This window comes from Limnohabitans sp. INBF002 (assembly GCF_027924905.1).
In the GTDB taxonomy this organism is placed as follows: Bacteria; Pseudomonadota; Gammaproteobacteria; order Burkholderiales; family Burkholderiaceae_C; genus Limnohabitans.
On the sequence record NZ_AP027055.1, the window covers coordinates 1,303,574 to 1,325,758 of the forward strand.

A 22,185-nucleotide genomic window follows, 5' to 3' on the forward strand; every position below is an offset into this window, starting at 1 on the left:
TTATTGACCCGGTGGCTTCTCGCTGATGACCATCAACGTCTCCACGCCGCCAATGCCCACTTTCAGTTGCAGCGGGAACGCGCCAGGCGGCACGGTGGTTGCCACAAAAGTTTTGGTGGTGGCCTCGTAACGCAACCACTCGGGCAGTGGCTTGCCATCTGCTTGTGTCACACGCACTTCGGTGTTGGTGGCTGTTGCGGCCGGCACCTGCGACTCAATGGAGAACGAGAAGCTGCGTCCGGGAGCTGCGGCTTCTGACGACACCGCCACTGTGATCAAGCCCGTTTGGTTGCTGGATGCTGGGCGAGTCACAGCCACTGACACAGCGCTGTCACCGTTGGCCGTGCCAGAGGATGCACCATTGGCTGCAGCGGTGCCTGTGCTTGCCGGCGCACTCACTTTGGCGGTTTGCGCCGCTGATGTTTCAGCGCGAACCACCAACGTACCGGCATTCACTGCGTTCATCAGTTGTGGGTGGTTGATCATCACGATGCCGCCCTTGTAGAGGATGGAACCCGACCATGCATTCTTGGGGTTGAACAAATCAATCTTGGCATTGCCCGCTTCAAAGTTTGAGTTGCCGCCTACTTTGATGGGGCCGGTTTGCACAATGTCAAAACCGCCACTGTTGGCATTCACCTTGGCACCAAAAACCGATATGCCCAAATCGAGTTTGCCGTTGCTCTTGAGATCGGTGTCTCCCACTGTTTTCACTTGACCCAGCGTCAAGGGGCCGCCGCTGGTGAGTTTGAGCGTGCCCGCGGTATCCACCGACACAAGATCGGCAAAGCTGTTGGCGGCGTTGGTCAACGCCACGTTGCCTGTGGCGGTGATCAGGTCTGTCTTGCCACCCACGGTCAGTGGGGCTGTTTGCGTCAAATCACCTTGGTCCACCGTGGCCATCAAATCGCCCGTCACGGTACTGGCACCCAAGGTCAAAGCGGAGATCGCGTGCACAGTGACGTTGACAGCATTCACAGCCATGGGCTGCACAAAGGTGTTGGCTTGGGCAAGCACCACATCGCCCTGTATGGCGTTGAAGGTGCTGGTGCCTGTCACGGTCAGTGGCGCATTTTGTGTGACATTGCCTGTGGCCGCGGTCACACTCAGATTTCCTGTGACGGTGCTGTTGCCCAAGATCAAACCATCGCTTCCCACCAACTGCACGTTGTTGGCTTGCAAACTGACGGCCCCACCAAACTGGTTAGGCATATTGGGCAAGGTCACATTGCCCGTGCCGGCATTCAGCGTGCTGATGCCCGTGACATGCAACGCAGCGTTTGGCGTTGTACTTTGCAGAATGTTGCCGCCGTTGGTTTGCACTGACAAATTACCGCCCACGCTGGCAGAACCTAGGTCAACTTGCTGGCCTTGTGTAGCTGCCGTCAAATTGCCCATCACAGTGGCTTGTCCAAACGACACGGTACCGGTTGTGCTGCTCATGTTCAAGCTACCTGTGATGTTGGCACCACCTAGGTTCATGTTGTCACGGCTTTGCAAGGTCAAGTCGCCGCCAGTGATGAAGGCGGTGCCTAGGTCAATCGAACCTTGGGGTGCAAGCAAAGTCATTGGACCGGTGTTAGTCACGTTGGCCAATTGCAAATTACCGCTGGTCGCCACCGAGGTGGATGCCCCTTGCAAAGCTAATGCGCCACCAAAATTATTGAGTGCATTGAGAAGCGTGATGGTTCCCGTGCCCGCTGTAATCGAGGTGTTACCCGTCACCACAAATTGACCTGTCTGGGCCATCGCGCCTCCACCCGTTTGCACGCTCATGCTGCCGGACACCGTACTGGCTCCCACAGACACCGCACCGCCATGGCTGTTCAGCGTCAAACTACCAGACGTGCTGATCGTGCTGGAGGTCAATGCGCCTTGCGTTTGCAAATTGACTGACCCACCACTTTGTAGCGGCCCCAAGGTCAAAGGTGCATCTGTTGTCACCGACACATCGGCCCACGAACCGCTGTTGACTTGATTGAAGGTCAGCCGACCTGTGAAGGTGTTGTTGGCGCTGGTCAGCGCGGCCACTTGGTGTGTACCTGCATCGGCAGTCAAGGTCGCAGCACCACCGATGTTCAGACTGGTGTTGGCACGTTGTGACACACCACCCGTTTTCGTGGTCAATGCCAACTGACCGCCGATGTTCACATCACCCAAGGTCAATGCCATGGCTGATTTCAAATTCAGATTGAACACGGGTATCTGAGTCGATGTGGAAGTCGACGCACCATCGGTGATGCTTCGGAAAATCAAGGTGTCCGTGGTTGACGTCAACGTAGTGTCATCCCCCAAAATCATCTGATCGCTGTAGGTTTGTGAACCAGTTGTCGTCACGCCACCGCCGTTGATCTTGGCAATTGCGTCAACGATCAAGCTTTGACCATCCACAGGGCGATCAAACGTAACTGATGTAGCACTCAAAGTAACCACTGGGCTAGTCAAGGACACACGCTCGCCATAGTGCTGAGTGCCAGTGGTCTTGATGCTGGCTGTTTGAATTTCCACCTTGTTATCTGAAGTCCCGCCACCGTCTGTCTCTAACCAACCAATGTCCACATCGCCCTTGAAGGTGGTCGTGCCTAGGTTGTTGACCGTCAAGCCCAAGCTTTGTGCAGCGGCTGTGATCGTGCGGTCAAAGTTCACACCCAAGGCGTTGAGGGTCGTTGTGTCACCCAGCACCACAGCGTTACCGTAACTTTGTGCGCCTGTTGTGGTCACTTCACCACCATCGATATGCACCGTGCCATGCACGCCACCGTTGTCCTTGATCGTCAAGCTAGCCAAGGCAGTGCCCTGTCCCACTTCTTTGGTGAACGTCGTCACGCCTGAATCTTCAATCGTCAAGGCTTGTGGACCATCGAGGGTGTCAGCAAACGTCACACCTGCACCGGTCAAAGTCACAGGTACCGCGCTGGTCAAGGACACACGCTCGCCATAGTGCTGCGTGCCAGTGGTCTTGATGCTGGCTGTTTGAATTTCCACCTTGTTGTCTGAAGTGCCACCACCGTCTGTCTCCAACCAACCAATGTCCACATCACCGTTGAAGGTGGTCGTGCCTAGGTTGTTGACCGTCAAGCCCAAGCTTTGTGCAGCGGCTGAGATCGTGCGGTCAAAGTTCACACCCAAGGCGTTGAGGGTCGTTGTGTTACCCAGCACCACAGCGTTACCGTAACTTTGTGCGCCTGTTGTGGTCACTTCACCACCATTGATATGCACCGTGCCATACGTGCCACCGTTGTCCTTGATCGTCAAGCTAGCCAAGGCCGTGCCTTGTCCCACTTCTTTGGTGAACGTCGTCACGCCTGAGTCTTCAATCGTCAAGGCTTGTGGGCCATCGAGGGTGCCAGCAAACGTCACACCTGCACCGGTCAAAGTCACAGGTGCCGCGCTGGTCAAGGACACACGCTCGCCATAGTGCTGCGTGCCAGTGGTCTTGATGTTGGCTGTGTTGATGTTCACTTGGTTAGCGGAAGTTCCGCCACCGTCTGTCTCTAATGAGCCAACATCCACATCGCCCTTGAAGGTGGTGGTGCCCATGCTGTTGACGATTAACGTGCCAATTCGCTTGGCGCTTGAACTAACCGTGTCATCAAATGTGGCATGGCCAAAGTTTGCACTCGTGTTGCCCACGGAGGCATTGACCGTCAAGTTCACTGCAGTTGCGTCTTTACCATTCACTGATTTAGCGAACGTCACGTCCAACGCATTCAGCGTTGTTGTGGGCTTCCACACCTCCACTGCATTTTGATAGTCTTGTGCGCCTGTTGTGGTCACTTCACCACCATTGATATGCACCGTGCCATACGTGCCACCGTTGTCCTTGATCGTCAAGCTAGCCAAGGCCGTGCCATGTCCCACTTCTTTGGTGAACGTCGTCACGCCTGAGTCTTCAATCGTCAAGGCTTGTGGGCCATCGAGGGGGTCAGCAAACGTCACACCTGCACCGGTCAAAGTCACAGGTACCGCGCTGGTCAAGGACACACGCTCGCCATAGTGCTGCGTGCCAGTGGTCTTGATGCTGGCTGTTTGAATTTCCACCTTGTTATCTGTAGTGCCACCACCGTCTGTCTCTAATGAGCCAACATCCACATCGCCCTTGAAGGTGGTGGTGCCCATGCTGTTGACGATCAACGTGCCAATTCGCTTGGCGCTTGAACCAACCGTGTCATCAAATGTGGCATGGCCAAGGTTTGCACTCGTATTGCCCACGGAGGCACTAACCGTCAAGTTCACTGCAGTTGCGTCTTTACCATTCACTGATTTAGCGAACGTCACGTCCAACGCATTCAGCGTTGTTGTGGGCTTCCACACCTCCACTGCATTTTGATAGTCTTGTGCACCTGTTGTGGTCACTTCACCACCATCGATATGCACCGTGCCATACGTGCCTCTGTTGTCCTTGATCGTCAAGCTAGCCAAGGCCGTGCCCTGTCCCACTTCTTTGGTGAACGTCGTCACGCCTGAGTCTTCAATCGTCAAGGCTTGTGGTCCATCGAGGGTGTCAGCAAACGTCACACCTGCACCGGTCAAAGTCACAGGTACCGCGCTGGTCAAGGACACACGCTCGCCATAGTGCTGAGTGCCTGAGGTCTTGATGCTGGCTGTTTGAATTTCCACCTTGTTATCTGTAGTGCCACCACCGTCTGTCTCTAATGAGCCAACATCCACATCGCCCTTGAAGGTGGTGGTGCCCATGCTGTTGACGATCAACGTGCCAATTCGCTTGGCGCTTGAACCAACCGTGTCATCAAATGTGGCATGGCCAAGGTTTGCACTCGTATTGCCTACGGAGGCATTGACCGTCAAGTTCACTGCAGTTGCGTCTTTACCATTCACTGATTTAGCGAACGTCACGTCCAACGCATTCAGCGTTGTTGTGGGCTTCCACACCTCCACTGCATTTTGATAGTCTTGTGCGCCTGTTGTGGTCACTTCACCACCATTGATATGCACCGTGCCATACGTGCCTCTGTTGTCCTTGATCGTCAAGCTAGCCAAGGCCGTGCCATGTCCCACTTCTTTGGTGAACGTCGTCACGCCTGAGTCTTCAATCGTCAAGGCTTGTGGTCCATCGAGGGTGTCAGCAAACGTCACACCTGCACCGGTCAAAGTCACAGGTACCGCGCTGGTCAAGGACACACGCTCGCCATAGTGCTGCGTGCCAGTGGTCTTGATGCTGGCTGTTTGAATTTCCACCTTGTTGTCTGAAGTGCCACCACCGTCTGTCTCCAACCAACCAATGTCCACATCACCGTTGAAGGTGGTCGTGCCTGGGTTGTTGACCGTCAAGCCCAAGCTTTGTGCAGCGGCTGAGATCGTGCGGTCAAAGTTCACACCCAAGGCGTTGAGGGTCGTTGTGTCACCCAGCACCACAGCGTTACCGTAACTTTGTGCGCCTGTTGTGCTTATTTCACCACCGTTGATGTAAACGTTACCGCCACCACTGATCGTCAAAGTGCTCAAGGGATCCGCTTGTCCCACTGCTTTTTGGAATGTCAAATATCCACCGTTCACGACATTCAGCGAATAGTGCTGGTTGGCTTCTGAATCCAAAGCGCCATTAAAAATCACATCACCCGAGCCACTGTCAATCGCAACTGCGTTTCCAAGTGTGATGTCGGCAGTTGACGATCCAAACGCCATGTCTGCATGGCTGGATTTAAAACGTCCTGCCAACATCACGGAATTGGGTGATGTGGCTTTCACACCATTCACGAATTCAAAATTCACATCTGTGGGCGTAGCGCTCAATGCACGGTTTGCATCGCCTAATTGCAAACCACCCGTATTTAAGAAATCAACTGCATGGGTGAATTTGTTTGACGCACCTTTGAAAACCAAGTTGTAACCATCTGCGAATAATGTTGTGAATGTGGATGCTGTCACGTCACCCAAGAAGCTCACCGTTTGGCCGAGCTTCGTATGCGCGATGACGATGCTGCCGGCTGAAACCGCATCATTAAAGTTGGCACCGTTGCTGCTGCTCAACGTCAATGTTGCGACATCGGCAATGGCTTTTTCAGCGGTAACGACACCCAAAGTACCGGCTTTGAACGTGACAGACTGAGTGCCGTCGACACCATTAAGTAAGCCATTGAAAGTGATATTCGCCCCGTTGCCTGAACCATTGACATAAGCCGTGGTGTCGAACTCTGTCAAAGCTGAAGTGAGCACGACATCATTGTTAAAGAGGATGGATGACTGGCCGCTGGTTCGAATAAATTCGCCCTTGATGCGTGTGGTGGTCGCTTGAGTTTCAATGTGCAGAGGTGCAGCAATGGTTAATGATTTACCCACATCCCCACCAAAAGTAACATCGCCTAAAGCATGAACAACCAAACGCTGTGCACCGTCAACGGTTGATTCGAAGGTGACATTCGAGCCGGTCAGCGTCGCTTCTTGCGTGCTCAGCGTGACAGCGCCCTTGTAGACTTGATCAAAACCAGTTGTATCAACCGCGCCGCCCGCCAAAATGGCCGCACCATCAATGGTGAACTTGCCGTTGACGGTGGTTGCTCCACCTAAAGTTACTTGACTTGCCGTGAGCTTGGTTTCATTTGCAAATACGACCTCGCCACGCAACGTCAAATTACCACTTGTTGATATTTCTCCGCCACTAAACTTTGCTTTACCCGTGCCCGTTGTTATTAAATTCAAGGCATAAACATCGCCACTGACTTTGCTGCGTAAATCAATATCAGCGTTGCCTGCATCCAACGTCAGGTCATTCAACAAGTTGAAATGCGTGCTTGGCGTACCCAACACCATGTTGTGACCCAGCGACTTCACTGTGCCAGCCATTTCTAAAGTACTTGGCAGCACGGCCTCTAAACCGCTCTCAAAATGCAAAGCAGATGTGCCACTGAGAGCGCCCAGCTGCACAGTGCCACTATTTTTAAACTCCGTGAAATGGGTCACGTAAGTTTTGTCGCCTTTGAAGCTCAGGTTGTACGCCAATGCCTCTGTGCTCAGGGTGTCGACATACACCGAACCAATGAACGTGGCAGAACCTGTATCAAGAATAGACAAACTGCCTAAACGCGCGGTGTCACTGCCCATATCCTTGGAAGCCAAGATCGTTCCATCACTTGCCGTTTTCAAAATCAAAGCAGCGGTTTGCCCCGAAGCATTTGCAACCGTATCTGCAAACTCAATCTTTGCACCTGCCGATATTCGTATGGAAGCAGCAGACAACGTCAACGGGTCCTTGATGGACACCGTGCCACCGACAGCTTTTGCTGTGATCGAACTACCTGAGACATCGGTGTAACCCAGCGCATCGGTTTGCAAACTGTGCAACGGCTGCAGACTGCCCACAGGCCTTTCAAACTGAGTCACACCAGCGCTGTTCGCCACAAAATCAAAGCCACCGTCAAGCTTGCCGCCGATCTTGATCAGCACAGCGGTCGAAACCGTACTTCCCGTATCTAAAGTGGTGTCGTCCAGCAAGGTGACATTGCCAAGCAATGGATTGGCCGAGTCATATCGCCCCAACACCATCGCTTGGTTCGTGGACTTGAATTTGCCACTCAATGCAAGCTCGCTAGGTGCCGTGGCCTTCATGCCGCCAGCAACCACAAAATCATCCGTCGTTGAGGTATTGATCAACTTCAATGCCTGCGTGTTCTTGAACTCCACAAGGTCAGTCAAGGTGCTGCGTTCCAAAATTGACACGCTGTAGGGCATGGCTTCAGTCACTAGCGTCTTGGCATTCAGACCTGCTTCAAATGTGAAGCTCGCTGCATTGCTCAACGTGAGCGTATTCAACGCTTTATCGCCACCCACGACGCCCTTCCATCGCACGATGCCCCCTGTACCTGCATCGATACCGACAGACTCCGTTTGAACACCTGCAGCGTTCAGCGTTTGTTCAAAGGTGATGTTGGCCCCTGCGCTAGCAACCGCTGTGCTATCGAAAATAGTGTTGCCGGCATTGCTAACAAGAACGGGTGACTTAAACCACTGCGGGCCACTGCTGCGCACCTTGCCACCCGTGATTTCAATGCCATCGATCGCTGTCATGTCAATGCGTGTTGGTGCAGCAGACGCGCCAACGGCACCCGCCAGCAAGGTATGACCGCTGTCAATCACGGTGAAACTTTGATCACCGTTCACAGTGCTTGCAAATGTGATGGTGTGGCCATCAAACGTTGGGTTGCTCATCAACTGCACAGGACTGTTGTAAGTCTGTACGCCTGACGTGGCGATCGAGCCCAGTTTCAATAACGTGCTGCGCAAAGTCAGGTTGGCGGCGTTGCTCACGCTGATGAGGCCGCCCATGTCATTGCCCGTGTTGTTCAAGGTCACGTCTGCGTTTTGCACGGTCACGCTGGTGGTGCTGTCAGCCAACACGGTGGTGCCCGCCACTTGACTCACCGAACCACTGGTGGTGCTGATGCTCAAGGCACCAGTGCTGTCCACATTGCCCAATACCACTTTGGCATTGCCGCTGATGTTCGTAGTGCCGCCTGCAGTCAAGGTGCTGGTGGCATCCATCATCAAGGCCGATGAAGTGGCTTGTGTGGTCGTGCCTGACACAGTCAAGTTAGTTGCCGCTGTGACGGTTGAATTCACCATCGAGACGCCAGAAGCGTTAGATGCGTTGTTTGAAATCCCCACCAAACTCACAGCACCACCGGTGATGGACGATGTGCCTGCATCACCGCGCAGCAAAATGCCCATGGCGTAGTCGTCTACAGAACCCACCGATTCACCACGCACCGTCACAGCGCCTGTGCCTGCACTGATGGATGCATTGAACAACGCCACGCCACCTGAATAATCGGCTGCGCTGCTACCTGTGTTGCCCACACTCGTGGATTTGTGTGTGGCATAGCCTGTGGCCAACGACGTGCCACCACCTAAGGTGATGTTGCCGTTCGAGCTGTTGATGCTCGAACCCGAGTTGAGCAAAATGCCACCGTAATTGGTGGTGTCGCCATCGCTGTTGGCCCAAAGGGTGATGTCGCCACCATTGCTGCCCACCGCCACATTGCTGGCTTGTGTGATGTCGCCCGAGGCTTTGAACAGCAAGGCTGCATTGGCCAAGCTGCTGCTCACGTTGGCATTCAAATTGATATTGCCACCGTACAAGCTGATGGGGCCGGCAATACTGATGGGGCTGGCAATGGTCAAGTCAGCCACGTTGGACGACTTGCCCCATGTGAAGCCCGAGATGGTGTTGGCAAAGGTGTAGTTGCTGATGCCTGCACTTGCAAAAGTGGTGCTCGGCTCAATCGTCACGGTGCCTGAGCCTGTGAAGCCAACCGTGGTCGGTGCTGTGTTGTTGGTAAACACCACGCCCCCCGCACTGCCCACGCCTGTAGCACCGGTGTAGCTGTTCACACCGGTGAGGCTGAGTGTGTTGCCACCCAATTTGTTGAGTTGACCCGAACCAGAAATGGCGTTGCCCACTGACACAACATTGTTGTGGTTGAAGTTGAGTGTGGTGCCTGCGGCAAGGCTGACGGTGTTGGTCCCCAACGAAGCCAAGGCGTCTGTGCCATCACCCACATTCAAGGTGCCGCCAGAGACGGTGGTGAGGCCGCTGTAGGTGTTGACACCCTTCATCACCCACTTGCCAGTGCCCGCTTTGGTGAAGCTGCTGATACCGACGTTATTGGCCAGCACGGGGGTCATGGTGTTGTCGGCGGTGTTGGTACCTGTCAAGGTCAGCAAACGACCCGCTGTGCCGCTGTAAACCAAAGCACCTGTGTTGGTGAACACCAATGCACCTGTGCCAGAGGCATCTACTGTGGCACCGCTGTCACCCAAGGTGAACAATCGGTCTGTGCTGGTGGCGGCGCCTGTGTACTTGAGCGTGGCATTGTTGATGACCAAGTTAGCCGCTGCGTTGGTGGACTGGCCGATGTTGCTGGCCACGCCGCCATTGGCCAAGCTCGACACAGACAAAGTACCACCTTGCAAGTTGGTCACACCGGTGTAGGTGTTGGCAGCGGTCAACGTGAGTGTGTTGCTGCCGTACTTCACCACATAGCCTGTGCCACTGATGGTTTTGGCAAAAGTGTAGTTGGCTGTTTGGTTAAAGCCCAAGCCTGCGTTGTTCAACACATCGGTCACCAACGAACCTGTGGTGCTCAACTCCAAATAACCCGCATCGACAGTGGTGTTGCCGCTGTAGGTGTCGACGCCGCGCAAATACAAGGCACCTGTGCCCTGCTTCACCAGATTGGCGCCCGTGCCAGAAATGATGCCCGACACAATGCTGTTGGTGCCGGTGTTGTCCACGGTGAGCGTGCGGCCATCGGCCAAGCTGATGTTGTATGCGCTGTTGACGTCTGCGCCACGCAGCAACACATCGCCGGTCAACACGTTGGTCGTGCCAATCGCGCTGTTGAGCGTGATGTTGCCACCGTAAATTTTGATGGGGCCATTCACCGTGTTGCTGGAAGCCCAAGTGATGTTGGCCGTGTTGGTCAGGCTACCCACTGTCAAGGCACTCAAACCCGTACCCAACACCCAACCGGTGCTATTAACTGCGCTGGAGAAGCTGGCCGAGGTGGGCGCAATCGTCAAGGTGCCGGTGGTGTTGGCATAGGTCAACGCACTGGCGAGTGACAGGCTGTCAGCAGTCATCGAGATATTGCCTGTGGCTGATTGCACAGCGCTGCCCGATTTAGAGCCTAAGTAAATCGCGCTGGATGCGTTTTGGAAACTGATGCTGTTGGTGCCTGCATCCAACGTGATGTTGCCGGTGGTCGACAAGACATCCATCACACCGCTGCCCCAAGAGCTACCCACTTGCAATCCAGCAGTGCCAGCTGCTGCGCGACCCGACAAAGTCACACCACCACCATTGGTAGCCAACATGCGGAAGTTGCCTTCAATCACAGCACCCGGGGTGCTGCTGGCCACACCGTCCACCACCACACGAATCGCATCGACGCCTGTGTTAGCAGAACGCAATTCAAACGCCGCGCCAGGCGTCACACCAGGGTGAAGTCCTGGCAAGAACGCATAAATACCCGACGACTTGGCGTTGATCAAAATCTGACCCGTGCCTGAGTTGATCGTCGTGTTGTCAAAGTTCACAAAACCCGAGCCGCTCGTTGCGCCGTACCCGTACAACGACACATCACCACCGCCTGAAGAAATTTGGCTGCGCTTCAACACAATGCCGCTGAGCCAGTTCGAACCGCCTGCAAACGCCACCGATGTGCCGCTGGCGGCATAGCCATCACCCACTGTCAAACCGTGCCATGTGCTTTGGCCATTGGCAGCAGCACTGCCGCCCATCCACACATGACCACCTTGGGTGGTGATGGTCGCGCCTGTCTCAAGCAGCACCATGCCTGTTCTGTTGCCACCATCGCTGTTGGCCCAATACACCGTGCTGCCGCCAGTGGTCAGCACATCCACATTGGCCGCTTGGTTGATATCCCCTGTCGACTTGAACAACATGGCCGCATTCGCAACCGTGCTGGTGATGTCTGCACTCAAATTGATCGTGCCGCCATAAATGCTGATCGGGCCAGCAATGCTCAAAAGCGAATTGACGGTGATGGTCGATGTGTTGCCATCACGCCCCAAAGTCAAGCCCGTGAGCGAGCTGCCAAAGCTGTACGCACTGGTCGACAAAGTGCCGCCAAAGCTGCCTGCCAGCACCGGCTGAATCGTGACAAAACCATTGCCTGTGAAAGCACCCGGTGTCACGGGCAAGGTGTTGTTGGTGAACACCAAGCCACCGCCTACGTCACCCGTGGCTGTGGCACCTGTGTAGGTTTGTGTGCCCGTGAGGGTCAGCACATTCGGACCCAGCTTGGTCACCGTGCCTGCGCCGCTGATGTTGCCCACGTATGAGGCTGCGTTTGAACGGCTGAACACCAAGCTCGCACCAGAGGTCACCGCCGCGTTGCCTGTGATCGCGCCAGTGGTGCCTGCATCACCAACTTGCAAAATGCCAGCGCTCACGGTGATGGCACCGGTCGATGTGTTGGCACCTGTGAGCTTGACCGTGTTGGCCCGTTGCTTGGTCAAGGTGCCAGCGCTTTGTACGCCCGCGAAGGTGTAGTCGGTGGTTGAATCTAACAACAAGCCACTATTGGCTTGCACATTGCCAGACAACAGGCGACCGGCAACGCTACCCAATTCACCAATGCTGATTTTTTTGCTGCCACTGGCGATGAGGGTTGCAATGTCTGCATCACCCAGCACAAAGCCTGTTGAGGTGGTGCCACCCAAATTCAAAGTACCAGCACCGCTCAGGTTTTTGTAATACAAGTTGCCTGCGCCTTGCGATGCACCTTCGCTCACCGTTAAACCTGCACCCACCTCAACGCTCAATGCAGTAGAACTGGTTTCGCCACCGAGCCACCAGAGTGTGAAGTTAGACACACCTCCCGACGCGGCAAAAGTCACTTTGCTATCCCCTAAGGAGCGAATGACCAAGCTATTGAGACTGTGCCCTTGGAATGTCAGGTTGCCCTTGATGTTGTAGCCCGCACCCGATCCTGTCGGTGTAGCACTGCCCGAAATAATGATGCCAGCGGTGCCACCATCCACCACCGTGGTGGCGGTCAAGTTGGTGTTCACCACACCTGTCAAAGTGACCGCATGGCTGCCTGTGTTCTCGACAACACCCGTGCCCGTGATGCTGATGCCATTGGCAAATGAGGCTGCAGCGGCTGTGTCAAAACTCAAACGGCTAGCCACCGACACACTGCCAGTGCCTAATGCATTGCCAGCACCGCCCACAATCAAATTACCAACAGAAACCGTCGTGACGCCCGAGTAGTTGGTATTGCCCCCAGTCAAGGTCAAGGTACCCGAGCCCGACTTGGTCAAACCACCCGTACCCGCCATCACGCCCGCATAAGCCACGCTCTTCGAAGCATCCACACTGAACGTGCCACCACTGGCATCCAAAGTGATGCCACGGTTGGTGTGGAGTGTGAAGCTGTCGGTGGCCTGCAATGTGCCGCCGTTGAGGGTGATTAGGTCTGGCGTGGCACTGACAGGTGCGGCACCGAGGTAGCTGTCAGCCGCCACTTGCAACGTGCCTGCAATTTGTGTCTTACCCGTGTAGCCCAACTCTGGGCTCAACGGGGGCTTGGCCACCACAGTGAGGCCCGTTGGAATGATGGCCAATGCCACGTTGCTGCCGTCAGGCAACACACCCGTCGGTGTGGTGGTGCCGGTCACGGCCCAGTTGGCGGCGTTTGACCAGTCACCACCCGATGCACCCACGTAGGTGGCAGAGGCCAGCTGATTGATATTGGCTGTGCCGCCCTGCCCGTTCAGGTTGACGGTGTAGTTGCCCACGTCAGTGCCTGCGATGGTTGCAGCGGTGATGGTCACTGTTTTTGCTGTGCCCACATGACGTGTATCAAAAGCACCAGTGACAGATGACACGGATACATCATCACCCGTGATCTTGTCGGGCAAGGTTGTGCTGCTGATGCTCAGGTTGGCGTTGGCGTTGCCGTCATAGGTTTTGCTGCTGATGACCAAACCAGAGAAGCTCAGATCTTTCTTCGCCACCGTCAACAAGCTGCCGCCGGTTTGGCTCGTGGCATAGCCCAACTTTGTGAAACCATCGGTCAGTGTGTAAGGCGTGGCGCGATACACCAGTTTGTTGCCTGTGGAATACGTGGCGCCTTCAATAATGACGCCGAGGCCTGCGACAGCGTCATCACCGTTCACCGCGGTGCGCACAGTAGACAGTGCCGTGGTGCCATCGGGTTTGAAGTTGTTCAGCGTGGTGGTGTGGTCGTAGCCATACGTCACGGTGAAGCTGTCAATGTTTGTCGTTGCCGTCGGTTGTTCGCGGTAAATCGCATTGATCACATTGGGGCTCAGCGCCACAGAGTAACGGGTCGCGGCTTCGTCCGAGTTGTAACGGAAGTGGCCTGAGCCGCTGCCCACCAGGTCGGTCAACCCAGTGCTACCCGTCACGCTGCCGCCCATCAGGCGGATCACGCCGTTCGTGCCAGCTGTGAGAGTGGGCGTGCCAGAAACAAGAATGTTGCCGCCCGTTGATGTGCCAGCCGCCGTGTTTTTGCCAGCATTCAACAACACGGCATTGGCGGTGGTGCTGGTGGTCACCACATCAGCAGCCACCGTCAAATCACCGCTGAGTGTTTCAATGCGCACATCACCCGTGGCCGTGATACCTGTGGGGTTGACCGTGCCAATCGTCAATGCACCGCTGTTGACATACGTCAGGCTGCTCACACCGCTGGCGGCCAAGGTGCCCACGTTGTTGCTGGTGTGGTCCAAGGTCACCGCGCCACTGAGCAAAGCCAGTTTGTCAGCCGTGATGTAGCCTGATGCGCCATCGGTGATGGTGGTGCCCGTGAGCTTGACGGTGCTGTTGGTCGCAGTCAGCGGCGCGTTGATCGCCAGGGCTCCGCCGTAAACGGTGATGGGGCCATTGGCTGTCAACGTTTGGTCGATTGTCAACGCTTGCGTGTTCAAGGGGCTGCCGAATACCAAGCTGCCCATGGTTTGGCCATTGGCGTTGAAGGCGAACTTGCTGCTGTTAAAGGTTTGCCCAAACGATGCCGTGCCATCCACGCCCTGCACTTTGACTGCACCCGTGGTCCCTATGGCAATGGTGGGCGTACCCGTGAGCAGCTTCAAATAAACCGTCACATCAGACGAGCTGGTGTCTAAGCCCGCCACCCCCGACTTAGAACCGAAAGTAATGTTTGTCGTGGCCGCGTAAATGCCTGAGGTGGCATCCGAGTTGAGCCAACGAATGGGACCAGAGACGGCCAACACGTCCACTGGGCTGTAGATAGCCGAGCTCCAATTGTTTGACACACCACTCAGCGTAATACCACCCAACGCTGCAGTGGCATACACCTTGGTAGACGCGCCGCGCAGCGACAGGCCATGACTGCCACCGCTCGTGCCAGTACCCACAATCGAAATGGCATTTGACGTGGTGTTACCAGACTGAATGACCGTTTGTGTCACACCATCTGTCGCATAAGGTGACGTGCTGTTCACCCCGAAAGCAATGCCGTAGCGCGTGGCTTCACCGCTGAGGTTGATCAGGCCCGTGGCAGAAGTGATGTTGAGGGTGCCACCGCCTGTGGTGAGAACGCCCATTTGTGTGTCGCTCGGTGTTGCAGCAGCGTCGACAACACCCACCACATCCATGCGGCCACTGGTGGTGGTGAGGCTGCCTGTGGTCGTGGCTGACAACAAAACGCCAACCTTCAAATCAGACGAACCGCGCAACACCAACGCACCCGCACCCGAGTTCAACGTGAAGCTACCCGTGGTCGAAATACCAGCGGTGCCCACACCACGGGCATAGCCATCGGGTGTGCCATCGTTGGCAGTGCTGCCATTGGCGCCATCGTCAGCGCCACCCGCCAGCACCAAGTTGCCGCCACTGGTTTGGATGGATGCGCCACTGCCTAAAGAAATGTTGCCAGCACCCACGCTGTCGCTGTTGGCCCACAACACCACATCGCCGCCGGTGGTGGTGATGGACTTGCTGCTGCCCAACACGATGTTGCCCGAAGCTTTGAGCAACACATCGCCAGCATTACCACCCGCCGTGGTGTTGATGTTGGCGCTGATGTCAATCGTGCCACCGTAAATCTTGACGGGGCCTGACAGGGTTAAGTTTGAACCAATCGTGATATTGGTGCTTGAGTCTGGTTTTCCTAAAGTCAATCCAGAAAGGCTGTTGGCAAATGTATAGCTGGGCGTGAACGATGCCGCGGTAAAGGACGCACTGCTTGGCTCAATCGTCACCGCACCTGCACCTGTGAAACCGATGGTGGTGGGCGCCACATCGTTTTGGAACACCAAGCCACCGGCCACATCTGTCGCGCCGGTGTAGGTTTGCGCGCCTGTGAGCGTGAGCGTGTTGCTGCCGAGTTTGTTCAAGCTGCCTGCGCCAGAAATGGCGTTACCCACCGTGGTCGCCGCGGAATGATTGAATGCCAGTGTTCCCGTCACTGTGGCTGCGCCAGTACCCAACGTGCCCGTGCTGCCGCCATTGCCGACTTGCAGCGTGCCTGCGCTCACCGTGGTGGCGGCATAGCTGTTGGCGCCAGTCAAGATGAGCGTGCCCGCGCCTGCTTTTGTTAAGCCAGTCCCTGTCACGGGCCCTGCCCATGTCACGCTGCTGCCTTCGGCTGTGTTGAGTGTGGTGCTGCCTATCAAGGTCAAACCACGCTTGGCTTGGGTTGCTGTGGTGAACACTGGGTAGAAATACAAAGTCGCGTTGTTCACCACCAGCTGAGCGGCTTGCGTGCTGGTTGGGGCTGCGCCCAAGTTGTCATCGGTGCTGATGGCCAAAGTGCCAGCATTCACATAGGTGGCACCGGTGTAGGTGTTGGTCGCACTGAGGGTCAAGGCGCCTGCGCCCTCTTGCTTGACTTCACCCGTGCCTGAAATCACATTGGCAATGCCCATGGCGTTGCTGCGCTTGAACACCAAGGTGGCGTTGTTGACGATGTTGCCGCTGCCTAAGTTGCCCGTGGTGGTGGCATCGCCCACTTGCAACGTGCCTGCACTGATGGTGGTGCTGCCGGTATAGGCGCTGCCACCGGTCATCACCAACGTGCCTGCGCCTGTTTTGCTCAAACTGCCCGCACCGTTGAACAAGCCCGCCATGGTTTTGCTACCGCTGGCCACGTTCACGTCCAAGGTGCCACCCACGGTCAAGGTGGTGCCTGCTGCGCTTTCAAAGCCGCCGAGCGTGGCGTTGTTGTTGACCACCAAAGAACCGTTTTTGAAATTCAGCTTGCTCAACGCCACCGAGTCTTGGTAAGTCAGGCTGTCCACCAACACAATGCCTGACAACGCCCCTGCGCTGAGGCCAGCCACGCTGTCATCAAAGCTGATGGCTGCGCCGCCTGCGCCGCTTGGCACCAGCACTGTTTTGACGTTGTTCAAATCGGGTACGACGCCGGTGAGCGACAAGTTGCCCGTCACCGCCCAGTTAGCGGGGTTGAACCACTCACCCGTCGCACCGCCCACCCAAGTGACCGAATCCAAACGCGTCACATCAGCCGAGGTGCTGCCTGTGCCCGACACCAAATAGTTGGTGGCATCGGTGCCTGTCAAGGCCACGCCATACACGCTGATGGTTTTGCCTGTGGCCACGTTTTTGTCGGCAAAACTGGCCGTGCGGGTGATGTCAAACACATCACCGCTCACACGCGTGTCGGTGGTGGTCACTGTGGCCACAGCAGTGCCGTCATACGTGCGGTTCACACCGGTGTAGGTCACGGTCAAGTTGCGCAGACCAATGCTGCCGGCCCCTGTGGCACTGGTGGGCAAGGTGTAGTTGCTCAGCGTGGTGCCGGTGTCGGCGGTGAAATCACTGGCGACCAAATTGGCCGTCACGCTGTTGGCTGTCAGCACGTTGCGGCTGTTGTAAGCGCCTTGCGTTTGGGTGATGGTGGCGTGTTCAGTTGTGCCACCCACCGTGACAAAACCGGTGAGGTTGTAGTTAGCCGAGGTCAATGCGGCATCGGTGTTGCCGTTGTAGGTTTTTTGAATGCTGCCGGTCAGCACAACCGACAAAGCCTTGGGCGTGATGTTGGCCGATGCACTGCCCGTGCTGTCCACGCTGTAGTTGGCCGCATCGGTGCCGCCTAGGCTCACACCTGTGACGCTGATGTTCACCGGCGCCACGTTGTTGTTGCTGTCGTACGCCACGTTTTTGTTAACGAAATTGGCAGTGCGAGAGACCGTCAACACGTCGCCGTTCACATACCCATTGGTTGAGGTGAGGCTGGTGGTCACGCTCGCATTCAGCAGCCCGTCGTACTCTTTGGTCACGCCGGTGTAGGCCACCGTCAAGGTGCGCGGTGTGATGTCGGCTGTCGTGCTGCCCGTGGCCACCACGCTGTAGTTGTTGGCGTCGGCACCCGTCAGGCTCACACCGCTCACGCTCACGGCTTTGGCAGTGCCGACGTTTTTGTCGGCAAAGCTGGCTGTGCGATTGATGGTGAGGTCGTCCAGCGTTTGACCCACGCTCAAACGGTCATCGCTGATCGTAACCGTAGCAACCGTTCCGCCGTCGTACACACGGTTGTCACCGGTGTAATACACGGTCAGTACACGTGGGGTGATGTTGGCAGATGTGCTGCCCGTGGCCGCCACCGTGTAGTTGCCCGCATCCACCGACGTGACGCCCGACGGGTCGCTCAAGCTCACACCTGTGACACTGATGGTTTTGCCACCGGCCACGTTTTTGTCACCGTAGTTGGCTGTCCAGTTGACGATGAAGTTATCACCCGCCACACGGTTGTCAGTGGTGGTCACGGTCGCGGCGGTGCCCGCGTCGTACACCTTGTTGATGCCGGTGTAGTTGATGGTCAAGGCGCGTCGCGTGATGTCGGCACTGGCGCTGCCTGTAGCGGCCACCGTGTAGTTGATAGCGTCTGTGCCACCCAAACCCACACCGCTCACGCTGACGGCTTTGGCGGTGCCCACATCTTTGCTATCGAAGTCAGCGCTGCGGCTGATGGTCAAGGTGTCACCTGCCACACGGTTGTCGGTGGTGGTCACGGTGGCGGCGAGAACGCCGTCATAGACCTTGTTCACACCTGTGTAGTTGACTGTCAGCGCACGTGGTGTGATTTCGCCATTGCTGGCGGTATAGGTGGTGGTGGCAGCGTTGTTGCTGTCAATCAACACATAGTTGGCCGCATCGGCTCCGCCGAGTGCCAAGCTGGTGAAGGTGTAGGTTTTGTCGGCGGCGCCCGTGACGTTTTTGTTGGCATAGGTACCCACGCCGCTGAGTGTCACGGTGTCGGTCACAGACGCGCCGCTCACCAAGCCAACAGGCGCCAAGATGTAGTTACCCAGCACAGCGGTGTTGCCGTCGTATTCTTTGGTCACGTTGGTGGCGTTGGCTGTCAGCGACTTGGGCGTCACTTCATACCCACCCACCACGTTGATGGTGTTGCTGAAGTTGCCACTGTTGGTGGTGATGGATGTGGCCCCCACGCTGTAGGTGCCCACCTTGAGCGTGCCCGAGCTGCTGAGCGAAGGGTTGCTTGCACCCAAGCTGAAGCTACCCACGGTGGTGCTGCCGTCGGTCACTGTCACTTGGTTGCCGCTCACGCTGGCTTGGCTGGGGTTGCTCGCCAGCAGGTCGTTCACGGTGTATGTGGTCACGCTGTTCGCAGTCGCCGACGACAAATACCCCGCAGCTGTCAGTGTGTAAGTGGGGGTGCTGCCATAGGTGGCTCTGGTGTCGGCCACTTTCACCAAGAGCTGGCCAACAGGCACGATGGTGTAGTCGCCGTTGACGTAAGTGATGTTGTAGTTGCTTGACGTCAAGCCCGAGGGCACCAACACGCGGGTGTAAGTGCCATGCGTATCTTGGGTGTCTACGCTGTTGGCATCATTCGCAAGTTGAGCACTGCGGTCACGCGCAATGGCCAAAGTACCGCCCAACACCCCCGACGTTTGTCCGCCCACAAAACCGCTGTAGCGAACGCCTGCGTAGTTGGTGTCATCGGTCAGCGAATAAAAACGTGCATCGTTGTTGGCCGTGATGGTCAACGGTGCTGGTGTGATGGTGGCGTTGGAGGCCACCCATACCAAACGGTAGTTGGCGGCACGCGTGCCTGTGAGCTGCACGCTGCCTTGGTCCATCGATACGGTGCCTGCATCAGCACTGCTGAACACGGGACGCCCCGTCAAGGTCATGCCACCCGAAAGCAACTTATCTGCCGCCAGTGCATCGGTGTAGAGCTGGCTGTTGTTGGCGCTGGTCACGCTCAAGCTGCCGTAGCCTGTGGCAATGCCCGACAAAGCAGGTGCCACGGATGTGGTGGCGTCGTACACCTTGGTCAGGCTGGCATCAGCGGGCAGCTGCACATCCAGCGGCACGATGCGCGCGGTGGTGCTGGCCTGCGAGGTGATCGTGTAGTTGCCCACATCAGTGCCGCTGTAGCTGCTGGTGAGCGTGACGGTTTTGCCTGTGGCGGCATTGGCATCGCTGAACACGCCTGTGGCGCTAACGTCAACCACATCATTCAACACCAAGCCCGTTTTCACCGCACCGCTCACCGACACAGTGGCAGCTGTGGTGTTGTCATAGGTTTTATCAGTGGCCGTGATGCCGCTGATGGTCAAAGCCTTGGGCGTGATGTTGGCCGTGCTGGTGGCTTGGTTGGTGATGGTGTAGTTGTCTTTGTCGGCACCGGCGTAGCTGCTGGTGAGCGTGACGGTTTTGGCTGTGCCCACGTTTTTATCGGCAAAGGTACCCGTGGCCGAAGCCGTGACCACATCGCCACTGATGAGGCCGGCCAAGAACACATTGTTGGCATTGATGGTGGCAACCAAGCCGCCGTCATACACACGGTTGTTGGCCACAAAGCCTGACACCGTCAAGGCCTTGGGCGTGATGGTGGCCGTGGTAGTGGCCTGGCCTGTGATGGCGTAGTTCGCTAGGTCTGTGCCGTTGTAGCTGCTGGTCAGGTTGACGGTGCGGGCAGTGCCTGCTGCCTTGGCGGCAAACACACCTGTGGCAGACACATGCAAATCGTCACCGACCACTTGGCCATTGAACACGGCGTTGGTGGTGCTGACGGTGGCGTTGGTGGTGGCGTCGTACACCTTGTCGTTGGCAGCGATGCCTGACACGGTCACGCTCAAGGGGTTGATTTTGGCGCTGGCTGTGAGGTTGCCCACGATGGCGTAGTTGCCAGCTTTGGTGCCTGACAGTCCCAAGCTCGACGCGGTCAAGGTGACTGTTTTGGTGATGACGGTGCTGCCGCTGTAGGCCACGTTTTTGTCGGCAAAGGTGGCCGAAGCGCCTGAGGTGACCAAGATGACGTTGGCTGTATCTCCTGCCAACACACCGGTGAGCGTGCCAAAGTTACCGATGGTGGCGACCACTCCGCCGTCATACGTTTTGTCGTTGGCGGCAACGCCTGTGAGCGTGAGTGACTTCGGCGTGATCTTTGCAGTCGTGGTGGTCGGGCTGCCTGCAAAGCTGTAGTTACTCACGTCCGCCCCGCCGTAGGTGCTGGTGAAAGCCACCACTTGCGCGGCCAAGGCCGAGCCGCTGTACGCCACGTTGGCGCTGCCATAGGTGCCGGTGGCAGCCACGGTCAGCGCGTCGCCCGCCACCATGCCGTTGAACACGGCATTGCTTGTGTTCAAGGTCGCCGAGTTGGTGCCGTCGTACACCTTGTCGTTGGCGGCAATGCCTGTGACGGTGATGGCCTTAGCCGTGACAGTGCCGTTGTTGGCCGTGAGGCTGCTGCCCGTGGTCAGGCCATAGTTGCCAGCATCTGTGCCGCTCAAGGCCATGTTGCTGAGGGTGTAGGTTTTGTTGGTGCCGACGTTTTTGTTGGCATACGCGCCTGCGCCGCTGATGGTCACCACGTCACCGGTCACCACACCAATCGGTGTGCCCGACAAACCTGCAATGGTGGTGGTGCCGTCATACACCTTGCTGATGGTGGGCGTAGGCGCAAAGAACTTGGTAGTCACCGTTTGTGAGCCCACCACGTTCACTGAATTGTTGAAGTTCACACCGCTTGACAACACCACGCTGCTAGGGTCAGCCTTCCATTGATACGTGCCCACGTTGAGCCAGCCCGAGGTGCTGTTGGTGCCGTTCAAAGCCACCGCGTTGAACGTGGCCGATGCGCCGCTGGTGTCGGTGACCGTGACCTGCCCTGCCCCGCTCACACTGGCACTGCCTGCGCCGGTGTTAAGCAAGTCGACCACGCCGTTGTTGGGCAACATGTACTTGGCTTCGGTCACGCTGTAGGTGGGGGTGGTGGCGTACACATTGCTGACTGTGCCCAAGCGCACCAACAACTCGTTGGCACCGACGATGGTGTAGTTGCCATTCACATAGCTAAAGCTGTAGTTGGTGGCTGCTGCCCCCGAGGGCACCAACACACCGGTGTAGCTGCCCGCTGTGCCCACGCTGCTGTTGCTGCGTGCGATGGTGGGCAAGGTGCTGAGGTTGCTGCTGCTCTCGCCGCTGGCAAAGCCGACATAGCTCACGCCGTAGTAACCGGCTGTGTCGGTTTGGCCTGCAAAACGGGCGTCGTTGTTGGCCGTGATGGTCAAAGCCTTTTTGGTGATGTTGGCGCTTAAGCCAGTGGGCTGGGTCAACGTGTAGTTGCCCACCATCGCACCGGTGATGCTGTCAGCCGCTGTCACAGCCAAGCCTGTGCCCACATTGGCACTGGCAAAGGTGCCGGCTTGCACCAA

General features: G+C 56.7%; 1 protein-coding gene (running past one end of the window). It reads right to left on the bottom strand.

The genetic code is table 11. The annotated features are described in order from the left end of the window. Positions 1 to 22,185, bottom strand: the 3' portion of a protein-coding gene (locus tag QMG15_RS06545) for a YDG domain-containing protein (RefSeq protein ID WP_281787922.1). The gene runs 12,753 nt beyond the window's last position; the window shows 22,185 of its 34,938 coding nt (coding positions 12,754-34,938); its start codon lies beyond the right edge, outside the window; it ends in the stop codon at positions 1 to 3.